This is a genomic window from Streptomyces sp. NPDC037421 (genome assembly GCF_055602105.1).
Genome location: NZ_JBVJWV010000001.1, coordinates 703,288 through 720,135, shown reverse-complemented (window position 1 = coordinate 720,135; position 16,848 = coordinate 703,288). Strand labels below are relative to the sequence as shown.

The window sequence follows — 16,848 nt, the reverse complement described above, 5'->3', positions numbered from 1 at the left end:
CGACCGCTGGTGAGCGAGGGCCGAACGGTCCCGTCCAGGGACCGTTCGGGGTCCGGGGTGCCGGGCGTGATGATGGGGACCTTTGGTCCCGCCTGCGGCCCCGGGCGGCCCTCTTCCCAGAGCGTCAACGGTGCCAGCGTGAGGGGTGTCCCTCATCGGCTTCTCGGTTGGGAGGAATCGTGGAAAGCACATTCCGCACCCCGGACACCAGCTCGGTCACGGTCGGCGTGGACGGCTCGGAATCGGCGCGCGTCGCTGCTCTGTGGGCGGCCAAGGAAGCCGTCCGCCGAGGCCGTCCCCTGCACATCGTCTACGGCGCCGACACCGACGGGAGAGCCTTGTACCTGTCGGCGGAGACCATCGAACGGGTCCGCATCAATGGTCGGGAGCTCCTGGACGACACCGTGAAGGCGGTGTCGGCCGAGTACCCGGGGCTGAACGTGACCACTGAGTTCAGCCGCGCGGGCGCCGTCGACAGCCTGCACCGGGCCGGCGGGCTCCACGGCACGGTCGTCGTGGGCAACCGCGGCCTGGGCGGGTTCAATTCCCTCATGCTCGGCTCGGTCGGGCTGGAAACCGCGGCCATCGCCATGACCCCCGTCATCGTCGTCCGTCGCATCGACGGGGCCGAGGAGACCGGCACGGTCCTCGCAGCGATCCGCGATGAGCACGACCTCTTGATCGCCCGGTACGCGGCCCGGGAAGCCGAACTGCACAAGGCCTCCCTGCGGCTGCTTCACGTGTGGAACGTGCTCCAGTCCGTCGGTGAGGTGGTCAGCATGCTCGACGGCATCGACGAGATCGCCAGCGGCCACGCAGAGACCCTTAGGGCCGTCACGGACGTGGTCCGCGACGAGTTCCCCGACCTGGACGTTCAGGCCGATGCGGAGAAGAGCATCTCCGTGGCCGGTGTCCTGGTCGAGGCGTCCCGGCACGCCGACCTGCTCGTCATGGGCGGGCGCCGGGTCCCAGGGCCCCTCGGACTCGCCCCCAACCTGGGCAAGGCCACGCACAGCCTGCTGCACCACGCCAAATGCCCCGTACTCCTCATCCCCCGTACCGGCAGCGACTTCGGGAGCCAGTCATGACCAGCCACCAGACAGGAAGCCACGACATAGTCGTGGGCATCGACCCGGACCGAAACTGGCACCTCGCCCTGGCCTGGGCCGCCGACGAAGCACAACGGCGCAGGCACCCGCTGCGCCTGGTGCTCGCGGTACCGCCCCAGCACGACACCCATCACGTCGATGACACCCCCGGCCAGACGGCCCTGAGGCAGGCCGGATCCGACAAGCTCGAACAGGCGTGCAACTGGGTGCGTGACCGCCACCCTGAAGTGAGCGTCACCGGCGATCTGCTCGGCGGCTTCCCCGTCCCCGTCCTGGGCGGCGCAGCGAGAGAAGCCCGCATGATCGTCCTCGGCTCCCGGCACCTGAGCCGCACCGCGGAGTTCTTCAGTGCCGGCTCACTCGTAGTCCCCATCACCGCCCAGGCCCATTGCCCGGTCGTCGTCGTGGGCGACGCCGAGCACATCAGCCAGCAGCCGCCCTACGTCGTCGCGGGTATCGACGGCAGCGCCTCCGCCACTGCCGCGCTGGCCTTCGCCTTCGACGAAGCCGACCTCCGGGGGGCAGCGCTGCGGGTCGTCTGTGTGTGGCAGAGGCCGCTGGTCATGCTGGACGACGAGGAGGTGGCACTGCGGGCACAGCGCACCTTGCTCTCCGAGGCCACCGCCGGACTGTCGGAGAAGTACCCGGACGTGCACGTGACGCACGAGGTGCTCACCGGCCACCCGGTCGAGGAATTGGCACGGGCCGCCGAGCACGCCCTGGCCGTCGTCGTGGGCCGCCGCGGCCGCGGCGGCTACACCGGCATGCGGATCGGATCCGTCGTCCACGGCCTCCTGCACCGCGCGCACTGCCCGGTGATCACCGTCCCCACCGGCTGAGCCCGCGATGACCAGCCGCGCGATCGACACTCCCTCCGTCGGCTCCTCGGTCCCGGCGGGACTGACGCAGGCCGAGGCCGAGCGTCGGCTGGCCCGCTACGGTCGCAACGAGGTGGCACCTCCGCGGCCCACGCCCCTCCACCGTCGGGTACTGGCACAGCTGCGTGACCCGCTGATCATGGTGCTGCTCGGCGCCGCACTCCTGACCATCGCGATCGGCGACCACCCGGACGCCATCGTCATCGGGCTGGTGGTCGTATTCAACACGACCGTGGGAGTCGCCCAAGAGGTCCGGGCGGACCGGGCGGTCGCCGCCCTCTCCGCTCTCTCAGCCCCGCACGCCCGTGTACGGCGCGACGGTGCCGCACACGAGGTGCCGGCAGCGCTGGTGGTGCCCGGTGACAGCCTGCTGCTGGGCGAGGGGGACATCGTCGCCGCGGATGCCGATCTCACCGAGGCGTCGGCTCTCCTAATGGGCGAGTCCATGCTCACCGGCGAATCGGAACCCGTCGCGAAAACTGCCGGTGACACGGTCAGCGCCGGCACCGTCGTGGTGCGCGGTCGGGGTACCGCGACCGCCACGGCCACCGGATCCTCCAGTGCCCTCGGCCGGATCGCGGCGCTCCTCGGCGGGGAACACGAGCCGACCCCACTCCAGCGCCGCCTCGCTTCCCTCGGCCGCGTTCTGGCCGCCGTCACCCTCGCCCTGTGCGTGCTCTTCTTCGCGCTGGGTCTCGTCCGCGGCCTCGGCGTGAGCACGATGGCGGTTACCGCAATCAGCCTGGCCGTCGCCGCGGTGCCCGAATCCCTGCCCGCCGTGGTCACCCTCGCCCTCGCCCTCGGGGCCCGCCGCATGGCGGCCCGCGGCGCGCTGATCCGGCGCCTTCCGGCGGTCGAGACACTCGGCTCGGTGAGCGTGCTGGCCACGGACAAGACCGGCACCCTCACCGAGGGCCGCATGGTCGTCCAGCACGTGTGGGCGCCGTCCGGAGCCGCCGACGTCTCCGGCAGCGGATACGAGCCCCACGGAGCCCTGACCCGTTCTGGACGCTCCTTGACGCCCGAGCAGCTCCGCCCGCTACAGGAGCTGCTCACCACGGCGGCACTGTGCAACGACGCGAGCCTGAAACCGCCCCAGAGCGGATCCGACATGTGGACGGCCGTGGGCGATCCCATGGAGGCCGCACTGCTGGCAGCCGCTGCCAAGGCAGGCTGTCCCGACCCGGCCGAGCTGCAAAGGGCCTGTCCCCGGATCGGAGAGGCACCGTTCGACAGCCTGCGCAAACGGATGACCACCCTCCACCATCTGCCCGACGGCAACGTCCTGGTCTGCCTCAAGGGGGCGCCCGAGGCCGTCCTGGCCCCCACGGTGCTCGCCGAGCCGCCCGAGGTCCTGGACCAGGCCCGCCGACGGGCAGCCGAGCTGGCCTCGCACGGATTCAGGGTCCTGGCGGTGGCAGGCACCGAACGGCTCCAGTGGAATCCGCCCGCCGCCGAGGCGGAACGCGGACTGGGCCTTCTCGGCCTGATCGCCATCAGCGATCCGCCGAAAGCGGCGGCTGCGGCCACCGTGGCAGCCTGCCGCGCTGCCGGCATCACCCCGGTCATGATCACCGGCGACCACCCCGCGACAGCCCACGCCATCGCCGTACGCATCGGCCTCGTAGAGGACGGTCCGGCCGATGCGGTGGTCACCGGCCCCGAACTGGCCGCAGCACCGGACACAGACCTGACCGCGGTCCGGGTCTTCGCCCGGACCGATCCACAGCAGAAGCTGGACATCGTCCACGCCTGGCGGGCTCGCGGCGCCGTGACCGCCATGACCGGGGACGGTGTCAATGACGGCCCGGCCCTACGCCAGGCCGACATCGGCGTCGCCATGGGCGCCCGCGGCACGGAGGTGGCCCGCCAAGCCGCAGACCTCGTCCTCACGGACGACGAGCTCTCCACCGTGGTCACGGCCGTCGAAGAAGGCCGACGCGTCTACGACAACATCCGACGCTTCCTCGTCTACGCCATGGCCGGCGGAACCGCCGAGATCCTCGTCATGCTGGCAGGTCCCCTGCTCGGCCTAGCCCTGCCGCTGCGGGCGGGGCAGATCCTGTGGATCAACCTCCTCACCCACGGCCTGACCGGCGTGGCCATGGGCGCCGAGCCGGCCGCACCTGAGGCGATGCGGCGCCCGCCCCGGCCGCCGGGACAGCACATTCTGGCCGCAGGAGTGTGGCAACGCCTCCTCATCCTGGCCGTGGCCGTGACAGCGTTCAGCCTGATCGCCGGCATAGGCGCGCGTGGCATGGGCCTGCCCTGGCAGAGCGTGCTCTTCCTGTCTCTGCTCGGTGCCCAACTGGGCGTGGCTCTGGGGTTGAGGGCTCGGTTGTTCACCCGCCAGAACCTCTTCCTCCCGGCCTCCGTGGCGGCCTCCGCCCTCCTGGCGATGGCTGCCCTGCACGTTCCCGCTCTGCAGTCGCTGCTGGACACCCAGCCGGTCGGCTGGGCCGGCGCGGGGCTCGCCACGGCGGCAGCCCTCGCAGCATTCGTCACGGCCCGGCTCCTGCGCAGCGCATTCCACGGAAAGGCATGACCATGAACGCCCATTCACCTGCCGACGGCCATGGGATCCACGCCAAGGTGGGCGACCAGATCGTCGTCGGTGGCCCCACCATCGGAAAGCCCGGCCGTGACGGCGAAGTCATCGCCCTGCACCATGACGACGGAACCCCGCCGTACGACGTGCGCTGGTCCGACACCGGTCGTACCACCGTGTTCTTCCCCGGCCCGGACGCCCACGTCCGGCACCTGCACGACGACGGCACGCCGCGGCACGAGGAGAGGCCGAACGGCGCAATGGCCTCCCACTGAGTGGGAAGGCCGGGCCCTCAGGCCGGGGATACCGTGGAAGTGGTGGCCTTCTCGCCATCACTTCCGGCCGGAGGCGGGCATGAGCACAGGGGAACAGCCCACCGGCAGCGGTGTTCCTCGACTGCGGCTCGACGAACTGCTGGACGAGCTGCAAGTACGGATCGACGAGGTCAGAGGCACGCGGGACCGGCTGAACGGTCTGCTCGAAGCCGTCATGTCCGTGGGCCGGGAACTCGATCTGCCGCAGGTGCTGCGCGGCATCGTCGAGGCCGCCGTGGTACTCGTGGATGCCGAATACGGGGCCCTCGGAGTCATCGGGAACGACAAGAAACTGGCCGAGTTCCTTCCCGTCGGCATCAGCGACGACCTCCGCGCGCAGATCGGAGACCTGCCCTCCGGGCACGGCATCCTCGGCGAGCTGATCCGCCACCCCGAACCCCTGCGACTGTCGGAGCTGGCCGAGCACCCCGCCTCGTACGGGTTCCCGGACCACCACCCGCCGATGCACTCCTTCCTCGGTGTCCCGATCCGGGTCCGCGAGGACGTCTTCGGCAACCTCTACCTGACCGAGAAGCGAGGCGGAGCCGAATTCGACGCCGAGGACGAATCGGTCCTTTCCACCCTCGCCGTCGCGGCCGGCATCGCCATCGAGAACGCCCGGCTCTTCGAGGAGGTCCGGCTTCGCGAGCGCTGGCTGGAGGCCAGCTCCGACATCACCAGCGCCCTGCTCTCCGGAGCGCCCGAGGACGAGGTCCTCGAAGGCATGCTGGAACGGGCCAAGGACATCACCAGTGCCGACATGGTCGTCTTCTACCTGCTCGGCTCCGCCGGTGAACTCCGAGGCTCCCTCGCACTCGGGGAGGGGGCCGAGGCGCACCGCGGGATCGTCCTGCCCAGCACCCAGGGCACCCTCGCCGAGGTCGCACTGGCCCGCAACGGCCTCATCACGGTTCCCGACGTGGCGACCGACGACCGCGTCACCGTGCAACCCGAGCGGTGGACGGGCTTCGGCCCGGCCGTGGCCGTCACCGTTGGCACCAAGGAAAGACTCAGCGGCGTCCTGATGCTCGCCCGGCGGCACGGTCGCCCCGTGTTCGCCACCACGGAGGTCGCCCCGCTTCCGGGGTTCGCGGGCCAGGCCGCCCTCGCGTTGGAGCTTGCCGACCGGCGCCGCGACACGGAGCAGATCAGCCTGCTGGAGGACCACGACCGCATCGCCCGCGACCTGCACGACCTGGCCATCCAGCGCCTCTTCGCCACCGGCATGACCCTCCAGAGCGCCCAGCGCTTCGTCGACCACCCCCAGGCGTCCGAACGCCTCGCACGCGCCGTGGACGACCTGGACGCCACCATCAAGATCATCCGTTCGACCATCTTCGGACTCCGCGAGCACGAAGCCCCCGGGGAGGCGTCCAAGCTGCGCTCCCGCGCTGTCCAGGCCCTGGACGAGGCGGCTGCGGCCCTCGGCTTCGCGCCGGCCCTCAGAATGGAGGGTCTGATCGACACCGACGTACCGTCGGCCGTCGCCGACGAGGTCCTCGCCGTGGTGGGGGAAGCTCTCACCAACGTCGCCCGCCATGCCGAGGCCACTCGCGTCGAGGTCTCGATCGTTGCGGCCGACGGGAACCTGACCCTCACCGTGACGGACAACGGCGTCGGCCTGCCCGGGGGCGGCCGGCGCAGCGGACTGCGGAACCTGGCGGAGCGTGCCGAAAGGCTGAGCGGCCGGATGGACGTCGCAGCGCGGGGCGACGGTGAGCCGGGCACTCGCCTGGAGTGGCAGGTGCCCCTGGTCCCGCCCCAGCAGTGACGGCCGCCGGCGTTCCTACCGCTTCGCAGTCCCGGCGTCGTGCTCGTGCACCTGGGCGGCGATCACGGCAGCCTGGACCCGCCGCTCCACGCCGAGCTTTCCCAACAGCCGTGAGATGTGGTTCTTGACCGTCTTCTCGGACAGGTAGAGCCGCTTCGCGATCTGCCGGTTGGTGAGTCCCTCGCCGATGAGCTCCAGCACTGCCCGCTCGCGTTCTGACAGAGCCGCCAGCCGGGCGTCCTCCGGTTCCTTGGCGGTCTCGGGGTCCCGCAGGGAGTGCATCAGACGGGCGGTGGTGGCCGGGTCCAGCATGGACTGCCCTGTGGCCACCGTCCGCACGGCGGAAACCAGGTCGGAACCCTTGATCTGCTTCAGCACGTAACCGGCGGCACCCGCCATGATCGCGTCCAGCAGCGCGTCCTCGTCATCGAAGGACGTCAGCATCAGACAGGCGAGGCCGGGCATGCGCGAGCGCAACTCGCGGCAGACGGTGATGCCGTCGCTGTCGGGCAGCCGTACGTCGAGCACGGCCACGTCCGGGCGCAGCGCCGGCCCGCGGGCCAGCGCCTGCCCGGCCGTGCCCGCCTCGCCCACGACGGTGATGTCCGGCTCGGCGTCCAGGAGGTCTCGCAGCCCGCGCCGGACCACTTCGTGGTCGTCGAGGAGGAACACCTTGATCGGCGCCTCGGCGGATGCCTTCGGATCATCAGACATGATCGCCCCTGGTTCGGCCCTCATGATGCTTTCCATCCGAATTGTCTCAGTAAGGTGCACGACCCACCCCGTGGGTGTGCGAAGGCACCAGGTCGTCTCTTCCGGATCTTGCCGGGGTGGGGGCGCCTCCCGGCGGTGGCCGGGGGAGCAAGATCCGGAAGAGACGGTCTAGGCAGCGACGGCGCCGTTCAGCTCCATCCGGACGTCCACGACACCCTCGACCGCCCGGATCGCCCGCGCGAGCAGGGGGACCAGGGACCGGTCCCGCAGCGGGCCGCGCAGGGTGACGACGCCGTCCTGTACGGCGAAGTCCAGGTTCACGCCGGGTGTCAGCCCGGTGAGCACGCTCTGGCGGATCTCCTCCTCGAGCTCCTCGTCGGGCCGCAGGAACACCTTCAGGAGGTCGCTGCGGCTGACCACACCCTCCAGCATGCCGAGCGCGTTCACCACGGGCAGGCGCTTGACGTGCTTGCGCGCCATGATCCGGGCGGCTTCGGCGACGGGCGAATCGGGGTGCACGGTGATCGCCGGGCTCGACATGAGCTGCTCGGCCAGCACCCCGGCGGCCTTCGACGCCTCCTCCAGTCGACCGGGCAGAGAGGGGTCCGTCCGCCGGAACTCCTCCTTCGGCAGCAGGTCCGCCTCGGAGACGACACCGACGACCCGGCCCTCGCCTTCCAGGACGGGAACCGCGCTGACTTTCCACTCGTGCATCAGCTCGACGATCTCCTTGTAGGACGCTTCCCGGCCGATGGCGACAGCCGTGTGCGTCATGACGTCACTGACGGTGTAGCGGGATGCGGGCATGACCGGCTCCTTCGCCGTGCGGACGATCAGAGGAAGCTGCCGCTGCCGTAGGGCGCGTACAGGTCGAGAAGGCGCACGCGGGCGGCCTGCAGCCGGTTGGCGAGGACCTGCCCGACCCAGCGGCCCAGGGCAGAGCCGAAAGCCGCGTCGGCGTCCATCAGCGTCCGTACGCGCTCCACGTCGAACTCGTACGCGCGGACGGGCGTCATCGCTTCGGCGCCCAGACGCCAGGAGCAGGGCTTGAAGAGCCAAGAGCAGCCGACCAGCTGGCCAGCACCGAGGCTCTCGATGACGGCGGCGCGCCGCCCGGGCACATGGACGTCCAAGGTCACGGTGCCGGACCGGACGATCCAGAACCGGTCGGCGTGGCCGCCTTCGCGGAAGAGACGGGTCCCTTCGTCGAAGTTGACCTCTCGGGCCAGCTCCATCAGACGGGAGCGGCAGTCGGCGGGCAGCGCCTCGGAGATGCGGGTGGGTGAAGGGGTGCTCATGAACGGCCTCCGGTTTCGAGTCCGTCTTCAGTCTTGGTGTTCCCGCCGGTCCCGGGCATGGGCCCTGTGGACCCGTCTGTGGGCCGACCGGCCCATACCCCGGGTTGGTGCAGCCGGAGATCCTGGCAGCAGATGGCCGGCTCGCGGCCGTCGACCCCGTCCACCCGGTAGGTGCGCGATGTACTGGAATGGCCATGGCATGGGGGCCTGGGGATGGTTCGCCATGTCCCTCACCACGTTGATCGTCTGGACCCTGATCGTCGCGGCGGCCGTCCTCGTGGTCCGCGCCCTCAGGCGCGACGGTGCGGACGGGCGCACAGCACCCGTGCCGTACCCGGCCTCCGACAAGGGGGCCGAGAGGCTTCTCGCGGAACGATTCGCCAGAGGCGAGATCGACGACGAGGAATACAGCCGGCGGCTCGCGGTGCTGCGAAGCCATGCCCCTGGGCCCACGCCCCTTTGAGAAGCCAACAGCGGGCAAGGGCACCGGCCTCCCGCCCGCTAGACCAAGGATGCACACGATGAAGAGCGACCCGGCCGTTACGACCACCAGCTCGCCTGCCGTCAGCATGCCGGGACGTCAGATGGAAGAGCTCGGCGCGGACGAGGCGCTGCAGTTGCTGGACACCGTCGAACTGGGCCGGATCGTGTTCACCCGTCACGCGCTGCCCGCCGTGCGTCCGGTCAACCACCTTCTCGACGCCGGCGACATCATCGTCCAGGTCGAGGACGGCTCGACGCTGGCGGCCTTGCTCGCGGCACAGGGGGATGCGGGCGTGGTCGTCGCGTACGAAGCCGACGTCATCGATCCAGGCGAACGCCTGGGGTGGAGCGTGGTCGCCACCGGCTACGCCACCGCCGTCACCGCCCCCAACGAGATCGACCGCTACGCGCATCTCCTGCAGCCTTGGGTCGAGGGCGCCGCATCGGGCGCGATCCGGATCAGGCCCGACATCGTCACCGGCTTCCGTCTGCGAAAGAGCAGAACGTAGCGATCGGCCCACTCGCGCGCTTCACCACCTTGCAGCCCTCCGCCCGGCACGATGTGACCACAGCCCGCGTGGAGTCCCGGAGGTGCCATGCCGAAGCACGGACGGCGCACCGCGATCCCGCCCGCCTTCCGTGGCTACCGGACGAGCTGGCTACGGGGCGACGCCCTGGCCGGGATCACGGTCGCCGCCTACCTGGTGCCGCAGGTCATGGCTTACGCGGGTGTGGCCGGCCTGCCGCCGGCCGTCGGCCTGTGGGCCGTCCTGCCGGCCATGCTCCTCTACGCCCTGAGCGGCACCTCGCGCCTGCTGTCCGTCGGACCGGAGTCGACCACCGCCCTCATGACCGCTGTGGCCGTGGGGCCGCTCGCAGCTGGCGACCCCACGCGCTACGCGGCGCTCGCCGCGGCTCTGGCCCTCGTCGTCGGCCTGCTCTGTCTGGTCGCATGGGCCGTCCGGCTCGGGTTCCTGGCCGACCTTCTCTCCAGGCCCGTGCTCGTCGGCTACCTGGCCGGTGTCGCGTTCATCATGATCGTGGACCAGTTGCCCCGCCTCACCGGGACCAGTGGCAGCGGATCGGGGTTCTTCCCCCAGATCTTCTCGTTCCTCCGCCACATCGGCGACCCGCACTGGCCCACGACCGTAATGGCCGCGGGCTGCCTGCTCCTGCTGTTCACCCTGCCCCTGCTGTGGCGGGCTCTGCCCGGACCCCTCGTCGTCCTCGTTCTCGCCACGGCGGTGGTGGCGGTCTTCGCGCTGGACGAGGAACAGGGAATCGACGCCATCGGCGCGGTCCCGACCGGCTTGCCGGGTTTCGCCCTGCCCCGGCTGACTGACCTCGCCGACCTGGTCCTGCCGGCAATCGGCGTTCTGCTGGTCGGCTACACCGACGTCGTCCTGACCGCACGCGCCTTCGCCCGGGACGACGACCCGCACCCCCTGGACCCCAACCGCGAGCTGCTCGCCCTCGGCGCGGCGAACATCGGCGCCGGAGTCCTGCACGGCTTTCCGGTCAGCAGCAGTGCCAGCCGAACCGCCCTCGCGGATTCCTCAGAAGCCCATACCCAGGCGTACTCGCTGGTCGGCGCCGCCTGCGTGTCCGCTGTTCTGCTCTTCCTCGGCCCACTGCTCGCCCACACCCCCTCCGCCGCCCTCGGCGCCATCGTCGTCTACGCCGCCGTACGCCTGGTCGAGCTGGGCGAGTTCCGCAGGCTGGCATCCTTCCGCCGACGCGAACTGCTCCTGGCCATCGGCTGTACCTTCGGCGTCCTCGCCCTGGGCATCCTGTACGGCGTCCTGGTCGCGGTGGCCTTCTCCGTCATCGATCTGCTCGCAAGGGTTGCTCGTCCGCACGATGCCATCCTGGGGTTCGTTCCGGGCCTGGCCGGCATGCACGACGTCGACGACTACCCGACCGCCCGCACCGTCCCCGGCCTACTCATCTACCGCTACGACTCTCCGCTGTTCTTCGCGAACGCCGAAGACTTCCGCCGCCGCGCACTGGCGGCCGTCGATGTGCAGGACGGGCCGGTCCACTGGTTCGTCCTGAACACCGAGGCCAACGTCGAGGTCGACATCACCGCCCTTGACGCAGTCGAGGCCCTGCGCGCCGAACTCGTCGAGCGGGACATCGTGTTCGCGTTCGCCCGTGTCAAGCAGGAGCTTCGCGAACTCCTCGATGCCTACGGCCTCACGGCAGCGGTCGGGGCGAACCGCATCTACCCGACCCTACCGACAGCCGTCGCCGGCTACCACGCCTGGCAGCGCGCCGCCGAGCAAGATCCCGGTCCATGACGAGACAACGGAACTGCGGTCTCCTCCCCGAGGGCTTGGCTGCGGCGTCTGTGCGCGGGGTGGATTCAGCGCGATGTCGCCGACGCCGAATCGGGGACCAGATCTGGGGACCAGTGCTGCGTGCACATATCTGGGCAGCCCGGTGGGGAGGCCTGAAGGCCGAGCTGGTCGGCTGGTCAACTGGTGCACTGGGCGGGCCCCAGGCTGCCTCCCGGCCGCGGGCGGACAGTGTGCAGTGGACCGGCCCGATGAGAACGCTCTGGCCGAAGATCCCGGTCTCGTAGGTCGGATGGTTCTGCTGGAGCAGGACCGGGTGTTGCGCCGCGAGCAACTCGCGGACGTAGTCGGTGTCATCAGGGTGGGGGCTTCGTCCAGCATCCGGCAGCGCATGTCACCGTTCTCTCATCCATGGGAGAACGGCCTCTTCCGTGCCCGGAATGCGGGCGGTCGCAGTGCGGAGGAAAGGCACCTCCGGTCTCGCGCGACCACGCGACCCATACGCCTCCTGTGACCTCTGCTGGAGCATGGCAGCGAGTGCCCGGGGAGCGGCGGCCGGTCCATCGAGTCGTGGGCTGTACGACGCCGAGTCGGTCTGCGCCGACGGAGCAGATTCCACAGCTCCTCCGACGAGCGGGCCTGGGTGAACGAGAGGAACCACTCGTCGCCTGCCGGTTGTTGCCAGACCAGTTGCACGAGGCGTCCGCCGGGGCGCTGCCGCGCGCTTCCGGTCGCCGCGCGAGTGGCGTGCGACCCCGAACCCACCTCTCGACCACCGCCCGCCGGGCATTGTCACCGGCAACGACTCCGACTCAGGTCGCTTGAGGGGTTCGAGTTGACGCTTCACCCCATCGGCGTAGCGTGAATCTAGGCCCTGTCCAGTGGCAGACGGCCTCGGGGCTCGCGGGAGGTTCCACCGTTCGACGCCGCGCCGCTGCCACGGGGACCAGGCCTTCCGAGCCAGGGCAAGAGGAGCGATGGCCATGGGCAACCTCTCTGTGGACCAGCTGCGCCAACGGGTGCGCGGCACGGTCGTCACTCCCGAGGACGAAGCCTACGACGAGGCCCGCAAGGTCTACAACGCCATGATCGACAGACGGCCGGCCGCCGTCGTGCGCTGCGCCAACGCGGGCGACGTCATGGCGGCCGTCGACTTCGCCCGGAAGAACGGGCTCGACCTGGCGGTACGCGGCGGCGGGCACAGCGTGCCCGGCTTCGGCACCTGCGACGACGGCGTGGTCGCCGACCTGTCCGCGATGCGCGGCGTCCGCGTCGACCCAGTACGCCGGACGGCGCGCGCCGAGGGCGGTGCGACCTGGGGCGACTTCAACGCGGCGACACACGCCTTCGGGCTGGCGACGACCGGAGGGATCATCTCCACCACCGGCGTCGGCGGCCTCACCCTGGGCGGCGGCATCGGCTACCTCGACCGCGGACTCGGCCTGAGCTGCGACAACCTGGTGTCGGCCGACGTGGTGACGGCGGACGGCCGGCTCGTCGTGGCGAGCGAGCAAGAGCACGAGGACCTCTTCTGGGCGCTGCGCGGCGGAGGCGGAAATTTCGGCGCGGTGACCTCCCTCGAATTCCGGCTCGCGCCCGTCAGGGACATCTACGGCGGACCGATCCTCTACGAACTGGACAGCGCCGGCACTGTGCTGCGCGCCTTCCGTGACTTCATCGCCGACGCCCCCGAGCAACTCGGCGGGTTCCCGGCCTTCCAGATCGCCCCGCCGCTGCCGTTCATCCCTGAAGACCGGCACGGCGAGCCCTTCGTCTTGATCGTGTCGTGCTGGGCGGGTCCGCCGGAGGAGGGCGAGCGGGCGCTCCAGCCCTTCCACGACTTCGCTCCGGTGGTCGCGGAGCACGTCGGCGTCATGCCGTACCCGGCACTCAACAGTGCCTTCGACGCGCTCGTGCCGCCCGGTCTCCAGCACTACTGGAAGGCCAACTTCGTGACGGAGCTGAGCGACGCCGCGATCGAGGCGCACCTGGTGCACGGCCCGCTCCTGCCCGCCGTGAACTCGACGGTGCACATCTACCCGATCAACGGCGCCTGCCACCGGGTCGCCCCCGATGCGACGGCCTTCGCCTACCGGGACGCCTCCTTCGCCACCGTCATCGCGGGCATGTGGCCGGACCCCGCCGACAACGAGGCCAACACGGCCTGGGTCCGCGACTACTACGAGGCCACCGCCCCGCACTCGGAAGAGGGCGGCTACGTCAACTTCATGGCCGACGACGACCAGGACCGCATCCGCGCCAACTACAAGGGCAACTACGACCGCCTGGTCGAGGTCAAGCGCACGTACGACCCGGGCAACCTCTTCCACCTGAACCAGAACATCAAGCCGTAGCCGCCGGCCGGGTCAGCCCTGTGCCTTGATGTGGTCGATGACGGCGGTGAAGGCTTCGGTGGGTGAGAAGTCCACGTACTCGCAGTCCTCGAGGGCGACGGGGGCGTGTCCCGGCGGCCAGTAGAAGGCCTGGCCCGCCTCGTAGACGTCCTCCCCGTCCTTCGTCACCATCTTCAGCCGCCCTTTGAGCATGTAGCCCCAGTGAGGGCAGGCGCAGAGGCCGTCGGGCAGGCCGGTCAGGGCCGGCCTCATGTCGGTGCCCTGCGGCAAGCGGACGAAGGCCACGGACAGGTCTTCTCCGATCGTCCGAGTACGGAGTTCGACGCCTCCGCCTTCGATCGCGACCGGTGTGTCTTCCCGGGTCGTCGCCGTCATGGCCGTCTCCATTCGCTGGGGCTACCTGGGGCTACGGGGAGTGCCCTTCCTCCAGGCTGGCCCAGGCGGCCGGATCGCGCCACGCCGGAGTGGTGGGCCGGTCCGGGCGGCGGTCGGCGCGGGGACGGGCTTCCGAGGAAGTGGATGGGCAGGCCGCTGCCGGACCAGTACGGGGGTACGGACATGGCGGGGGCGCCGGTGACGTCGGCGACGACGGTCGGAAGGCGACGAAGGGGGATGGCTTCTCCGGTACGGATGAGCTGCGCCCGGGCGGTGGCGTCGAGCGCGGTCAGGGCTTCCACGTATCCGGCGCCGCGGGCCGTCACGACCCTGGGCCGATGGCGCGGGCCGCTGCCGCCAGCGCCGCCTCGGCTTCCCTCACGGTCCGGCTGACGATCTCACCGGCGGGCAGGACCTCGTGCACGAGGGCGGTCGACTGGCCGGTGAAGGGGAGGTACTCCTCGCCGCCGCCGGCGAGGATCGCGGCCATCACGCGAGGCACGGTCTCCGCGGGGTCCACCTGTTCGGGGTGCTCGCGCAGGGCGTCCACCAGGGGGGTGCGAAGGCAGCGCGGCACCCCGGCGCTGCCGGGGAGGTTGAACGGCGGCAGGATCCGCTCGCTGCCAACTGCCTTCACCGCGTCCGACGCGGCGGACTCCACGATCCGGTTCTTCCACGCCCGCGAGACGCTCATCTCCTCCGACGCGAGGAAGCGCGTCCCCATCAGTACGCCCTGCGCGCCCAGCGTCAGCGCCGCGGCCAGGCCACGGCCGTCGGCGATCCCGCCGGCAGCGAGGACGGGTACCTCGCCCGCCATGTCGACGATGTCCGGGACCATCACCATCGTGCCGACATCCCCACCCTGCCCGCCGGCCTCGCCGCCCTGAGCGACGAGCACATCCGCTCCGGCCCGGAGAGCCTCTTCGCCCTGCCTGCGGCTGGATACCTGCTGGATCCAGAGGATGCCGGCATCGTGCGCCCGGGCGATCAGGTCCGGCGGCACCGCCAGGTGGAAGGAGATCGCTTTCGGCCGCTCCTCGATCGTGGCCCGGAACGCCTCCTCGTCGAGGGGGCGGCTCGTGTGGTTGATCGCGAACGGCCGGTCCGTCAGCCGCCGCAGCCGGGCCCACTGCTCCCGCAGTTCCGGAAGGGGCCGCACCGCCGTGCCGAGGCTGCCGAGCCCACCGGCCCGGCACACCGCGGCCGCGAGATCGACCTCGTCCCAGGGGCCGAAGGGCGCGCAGACGACCGGGGCATCGATACCGAGGAGGCGGCATACAGGGGTGGTCAGCATCAGGACCTCCAGCGGGCTCGCGGCAGCCCGGCGACGAGCGGCCGTGGCTCGTGCCTCGCACTCCATCATCCCGCACACCGCCGTTCCGGGCCTCGTGAAGGGACCCGGTCGTGATCGGCCCTTCTAGGTCCTGTCCGGGCGATCTTCGTGGATCAGGCCGCGGGGTCTGGTGCGGTGCATCGCAAGGCGGAGGAGCGCAGCTCGTACTCGGCCGTACTCGCGCGCTCCGACAACGCGGCGAGGTGCCGTGCCGGACGTCGCGGGCCCGCGAAGATCGCCCGGACAGGGCCTAGGCGCGCCGGGCCATGGCCCTCCGCTCGGCCGCCTCGACGTCGAGCCGGCCCGAGGGGTTGCCGGCGCGGGCCACGACGGCTTCGCGCACCAGCGCCATGTAGAAGAGCGCCGGCGCGCAGGGGGTCCACACCCGGCCCTCCTCCAGGAGGAAGTCGAGGACACTGTCCGGGTCTGCGGGCACGAACCGGAACTGGTCGTGTTCCCACTTGTCCTCCACGCCCCTGCTGCGGCGCCTGGTGAGGTCGTCGGCCGTCAGCTCGGGGAGCACGGCGCGGTAGAAGGCCGCCCACTGGTGGTTGCGCAGGTCCAGGGCGAAGGCGAGCAGCTCCAGCTCGACCTTGTCGTCGTCCTGGACGGCGAGCTCCTCCCGCAGCGCGCGGCGGGCCACGGCGTGGAGGCTGATCGGGGAGCCGTCCTCGGGGACGTCGTGGACGGCGGCGAGGCCCTCGTTCGCCGAGGAGTTCCAGCGCTCGGTGTTGTGGCCCGCCACGTTGGCGCTGCGGCGGGCGAAGACCATCTGCCGGTCGGGTCCGGTCCGCACGGCCACGTTGATGCCGAAGCTGCAGGAGAGGAAGGCGGGCGCGGTCACCGGGTCGGTGTCCTCCAGGTACTGCGTGCGCAGGGTGGCAGGCTCGCCTTCGCGCAGAGGCGTGTCGAGGTTGACCGACGTGGCCAGGAAGTCGAAGTAGTCGGCGTCGCACAGGCTCAGCTGCACGATCGGGAGCTCGTCCTCGTTGGTACGGGAGAGCACGATGCTCTCCACGGCGAAGCGGGGGTTGTTCCACCGGTGGGGCTCGCCCGCCGCCTGCTTGCGCTCCTCCTCCGCCTGGATCGCCTGGCGCCACCGCTGGACCTCCAGGGGCAGTGACACCCGGCGGAGCCCGGGCTCGTGGATGACCTTCACGTTCTCCTCGAGGATCGGGCGGGTGCCGTCCCCCTCGAAGACGTAACAGTCCGTGAGGAGATGTCCAACGACGAATCCCTCTCGCTGTGTCACCGAAACCCCTTGGCGTGATGTCGAGTTGAGTGAAAATCGTGCCATGCGCCGCATGGCGGGGCCAGGTTGCCACACTTCGCCCCGCCGGTGCGCGCGAGGATTCCGGCTGGGCTTTTCGTGGG

General features: G+C 70.7%; 14 protein-coding genes and 1 pseudogene. 9 read left to right on the top strand and 6 right to left on the bottom strand.

From position 1 onward, the window contains the following. Window positions 1–179: 179 nt before the first annotated feature. The 5 genes and pseudogenes from ACZ7IF_RS03155 (at window position 180) to ACZ7IF_RS03135 (ending at window position 6,620) form a co-directional block, all read left to right on the top strand. Window positions 180–1,088, top strand: a complete 909-nt coding sequence (locus tag ACZ7IF_RS03155) for a universal stress protein (protein WP_470962082.1) — start codon at window positions 180–182, stop codon at window positions 1,086–1,088. Next, window positions 1,085–1,948 (top strand): universal stress protein, encoded by an 864-nt coding sequence (locus ACZ7IF_RS03150; protein ID WP_470962079.1) that lies wholly within the window; start codon window positions 1,085–1,087, stop codon window positions 1,946–1,948. Before ACZ7IF_RS03155 ends, ACZ7IF_RS03150 begins: the two co-directional genes overlap by 4 nt. Before the next feature lie 7 nt (window positions 1,949–1,955). Next, complete coding sequence (locus tag ACZ7IF_RS03145) at window positions 1,956–4,532, top strand: cation-translocating P-type ATPase (protein WP_470962076.1); 2,577 nt, start codon at window positions 1,956–1,958, stop codon at window positions 4,530–4,532. Between the two features lie 35 nt (window positions 4,533–4,567). Beyond that, a pseudogene (locus ACZ7IF_RS03140) lies at window positions 4,568–4,768 on the top strand (DUF1918 domain-containing protein); the annotation flags it as partial. Between the two features lie 121 nt (window positions 4,769–4,889). After that, the gene (locus ACZ7IF_RS03135) at window positions 4,890–6,620 is read left to right on the top strand and encodes a sensor histidine kinase (RefSeq protein ID WP_470962073.1); all 1,731 of its coding nucleotides are present in this window, start codon (window positions 4,890–4,892) and stop codon (window positions 6,618–6,620) included. Between the two features lie 15 nt (window positions 6,621–6,635). On the opposite strand, the gene ACZ7IF_RS03130 is transcribed toward ACZ7IF_RS03135, so the two are convergent. From ACZ7IF_RS03130 to ACZ7IF_RS03120, 3 genes are all read right to left on the bottom strand, one after another. Further along, entirely contained in the window at window positions 6,636–7,334 is a 699-nt protein-coding gene (locus ACZ7IF_RS03130) for a response regulator (RefSeq protein ID WP_470962070.1), read from the bottom strand. A 168-nt stretch (window positions 7,335–7,502) separates the two neighbouring features. Beyond that, window positions 7,503–8,141, bottom strand: coding sequence for a CBS domain-containing protein (locus ACZ7IF_RS03125; RefSeq protein ID WP_470962067.1), 639 nt, complete (start codon window positions 8,139–8,141; stop codon window positions 7,503–7,505). Between the two features lie 26 nt (window positions 8,142–8,167). Then, the gene (locus ACZ7IF_RS03120; RefSeq protein WP_470962064.1) at window positions 8,168–8,632 is read right to left on the bottom strand and encodes a Crp/Fnr family transcriptional regulator; all 465 of its coding nucleotides are present in this window, start codon (window positions 8,630–8,632) and stop codon (window positions 8,168–8,170) included. Between the two features lie 223 nt (window positions 8,633–8,855). Between ACZ7IF_RS03120 and ACZ7IF_RS03115 the strand changes: the two genes are divergently transcribed. The 4 genes from ACZ7IF_RS03115 (at window position 8,856) to ACZ7IF_RS03100 (ending at window position 13,766) form a co-directional block, all read left to right on the top strand. Continuing rightward, window positions 8,856–9,095, top strand: coding sequence for an SHOCT domain-containing protein (locus ACZ7IF_RS03115; RefSeq protein ID WP_470962061.1), 240 nt, complete (start codon window positions 8,856–8,858; stop codon window positions 9,093–9,095). 58 nt (window positions 9,096–9,153) lie between these two features. Continuing rightward, entirely contained in the window at window positions 9,154–9,624 is a 471-nt protein-coding gene (locus ACZ7IF_RS03110) for a pyridoxamine 5'-phosphate oxidase family protein (protein ID WP_470962058.1), read from the top strand. A gap of 87 nt (window positions 9,625–9,711) precedes the next feature. After that, window positions 9,712–11,415, top strand: a complete 1,704-nt coding sequence (locus ACZ7IF_RS03105; protein ID WP_470962055.1) for a SulP family inorganic anion transporter — start codon at window positions 9,712–9,714, stop codon at window positions 11,413–11,415. Between the two features lie 980 nt (window positions 11,416–12,395). Further along, window positions 12,396–13,766 (top strand): FAD-binding oxidoreductase, encoded by a 1,371-nt coding sequence (locus tag ACZ7IF_RS03100; RefSeq protein ID WP_470962052.1) that lies wholly within the window; start codon window positions 12,396–12,398, stop codon window positions 13,764–13,766. A gap of 12 nt (window positions 13,767–13,778) precedes the next feature. Here ACZ7IF_RS03100 and ACZ7IF_RS03095 read toward each other — a convergent pair whose 3' ends face one another. The 3 genes from ACZ7IF_RS03095 to ACZ7IF_RS03085 all read right to left on the bottom strand — a co-directional run bounded on the left by ACZ7IF_RS03095 (window position 13,779) and on the right by ACZ7IF_RS03085 (window position 16,726). Continuing rightward, complete coding sequence (locus tag ACZ7IF_RS03095) at window positions 13,779–14,141, bottom strand: cupin domain-containing protein (RefSeq protein WP_470962050.1); 363 nt, start codon at window positions 14,139–14,141, stop codon at window positions 13,779–13,781. Between the two features lie 322 nt (window positions 14,142–14,463). Beyond that, the gene (locus ACZ7IF_RS03090; RefSeq protein ID WP_470962047.1) at window positions 14,464–15,435 is read right to left on the bottom strand and encodes an NAD(P)H-dependent flavin oxidoreductase; all 972 of its coding nucleotides are present in this window, start codon (window positions 15,433–15,435) and stop codon (window positions 14,464–14,466) included. A 289-nt stretch (window positions 15,436–15,724) separates the two neighbouring features. Further along, entirely contained in the window at window positions 15,725–16,726 is a 1,002-nt protein-coding gene (locus ACZ7IF_RS03085) for a translation initiation factor 2 (protein WP_470962044.1), read from the bottom strand. Between the last annotated feature and the right edge of the window lie 122 nt (window positions 16,727–16,848).

What these genes read in the sequence shown, in the direction of transcription:
- ACZ7IF_RS03115 (WP_470962061.1), top strand. Translation starts at nt 8,856, where the DNA reads ATGTCCCTCACCACGTTGATCGTCTGGACCCTGATCGTCGCGGCGGCC.
- ACZ7IF_RS03100 (WP_470962052.1), top strand. Translation starts at nt 12,396, where the DNA reads ATGGGCAACCTCTCTGTGGACCAGCTGCGCCAACGGGTGCGCGGCACG.
- ACZ7IF_RS03090 (WP_470962047.1), bottom strand. Translation starts at nt 15,435, where the DNA reads ATGCTGACCACCCCTGTATGCCGCCTCCTCGGTATCGATGCCCCGGTC.
- ACZ7IF_RS03095 (WP_470962050.1), bottom strand. Translation starts at nt 14,141, where the DNA reads ATGACGGCGACGACCCGGGAAGACACACCGGTCGCGATCGAAGGCGGA.
- ACZ7IF_RS03120 (WP_470962064.1), bottom strand. Translation starts at nt 8,632, where the DNA reads ATGAGCACCCCTTCACCCACCCGCATCTCCGAGGCGCTGCCCGCCGAC.
- ACZ7IF_RS03150 (WP_470962079.1), top strand. Translation starts at nt 1,085, where the DNA reads ATGACCAGCCACCAGACAGGAAGCCACGACATAGTCGTGGGCATCGAC.
- ACZ7IF_RS03130 (WP_470962070.1), bottom strand. Translation starts at nt 7,334, where the DNA reads ATGTCTGATGATCCGAAGGCATCCGCCGAGGCGCCGATCAAGGTGTTC.
- ACZ7IF_RS03110 (WP_470962058.1), top strand. Translation starts at nt 9,154, where the DNA reads ATGAAGAGCGACCCGGCCGTTACGACCACCAGCTCGCCTGCCGTCAGC.
- ACZ7IF_RS03105 (WP_470962055.1), top strand. Translation starts at nt 9,712, where the DNA reads ATGCCGAAGCACGGACGGCGCACCGCGATCCCGCCCGCCTTCCGTGGC.
- ACZ7IF_RS03125 (WP_470962067.1), bottom strand. Translation starts at nt 8,141, where the DNA reads ATGCCCGCATCCCGCTACACCGTCAGTGACGTCATGACGCACACGGCT.
- ACZ7IF_RS03145 (WP_470962076.1), top strand. Translation starts at nt 1,956, where the DNA reads ATGACCAGCCGCGCGATCGACACTCCCTCCGTCGGCTCCTCGGTCCCG.
- ACZ7IF_RS03135 (WP_470962073.1), top strand. Translation starts at nt 4,890, where the DNA reads ATGAGCACAGGGGAACAGCCCACCGGCAGCGGTGTTCCTCGACTGCGG.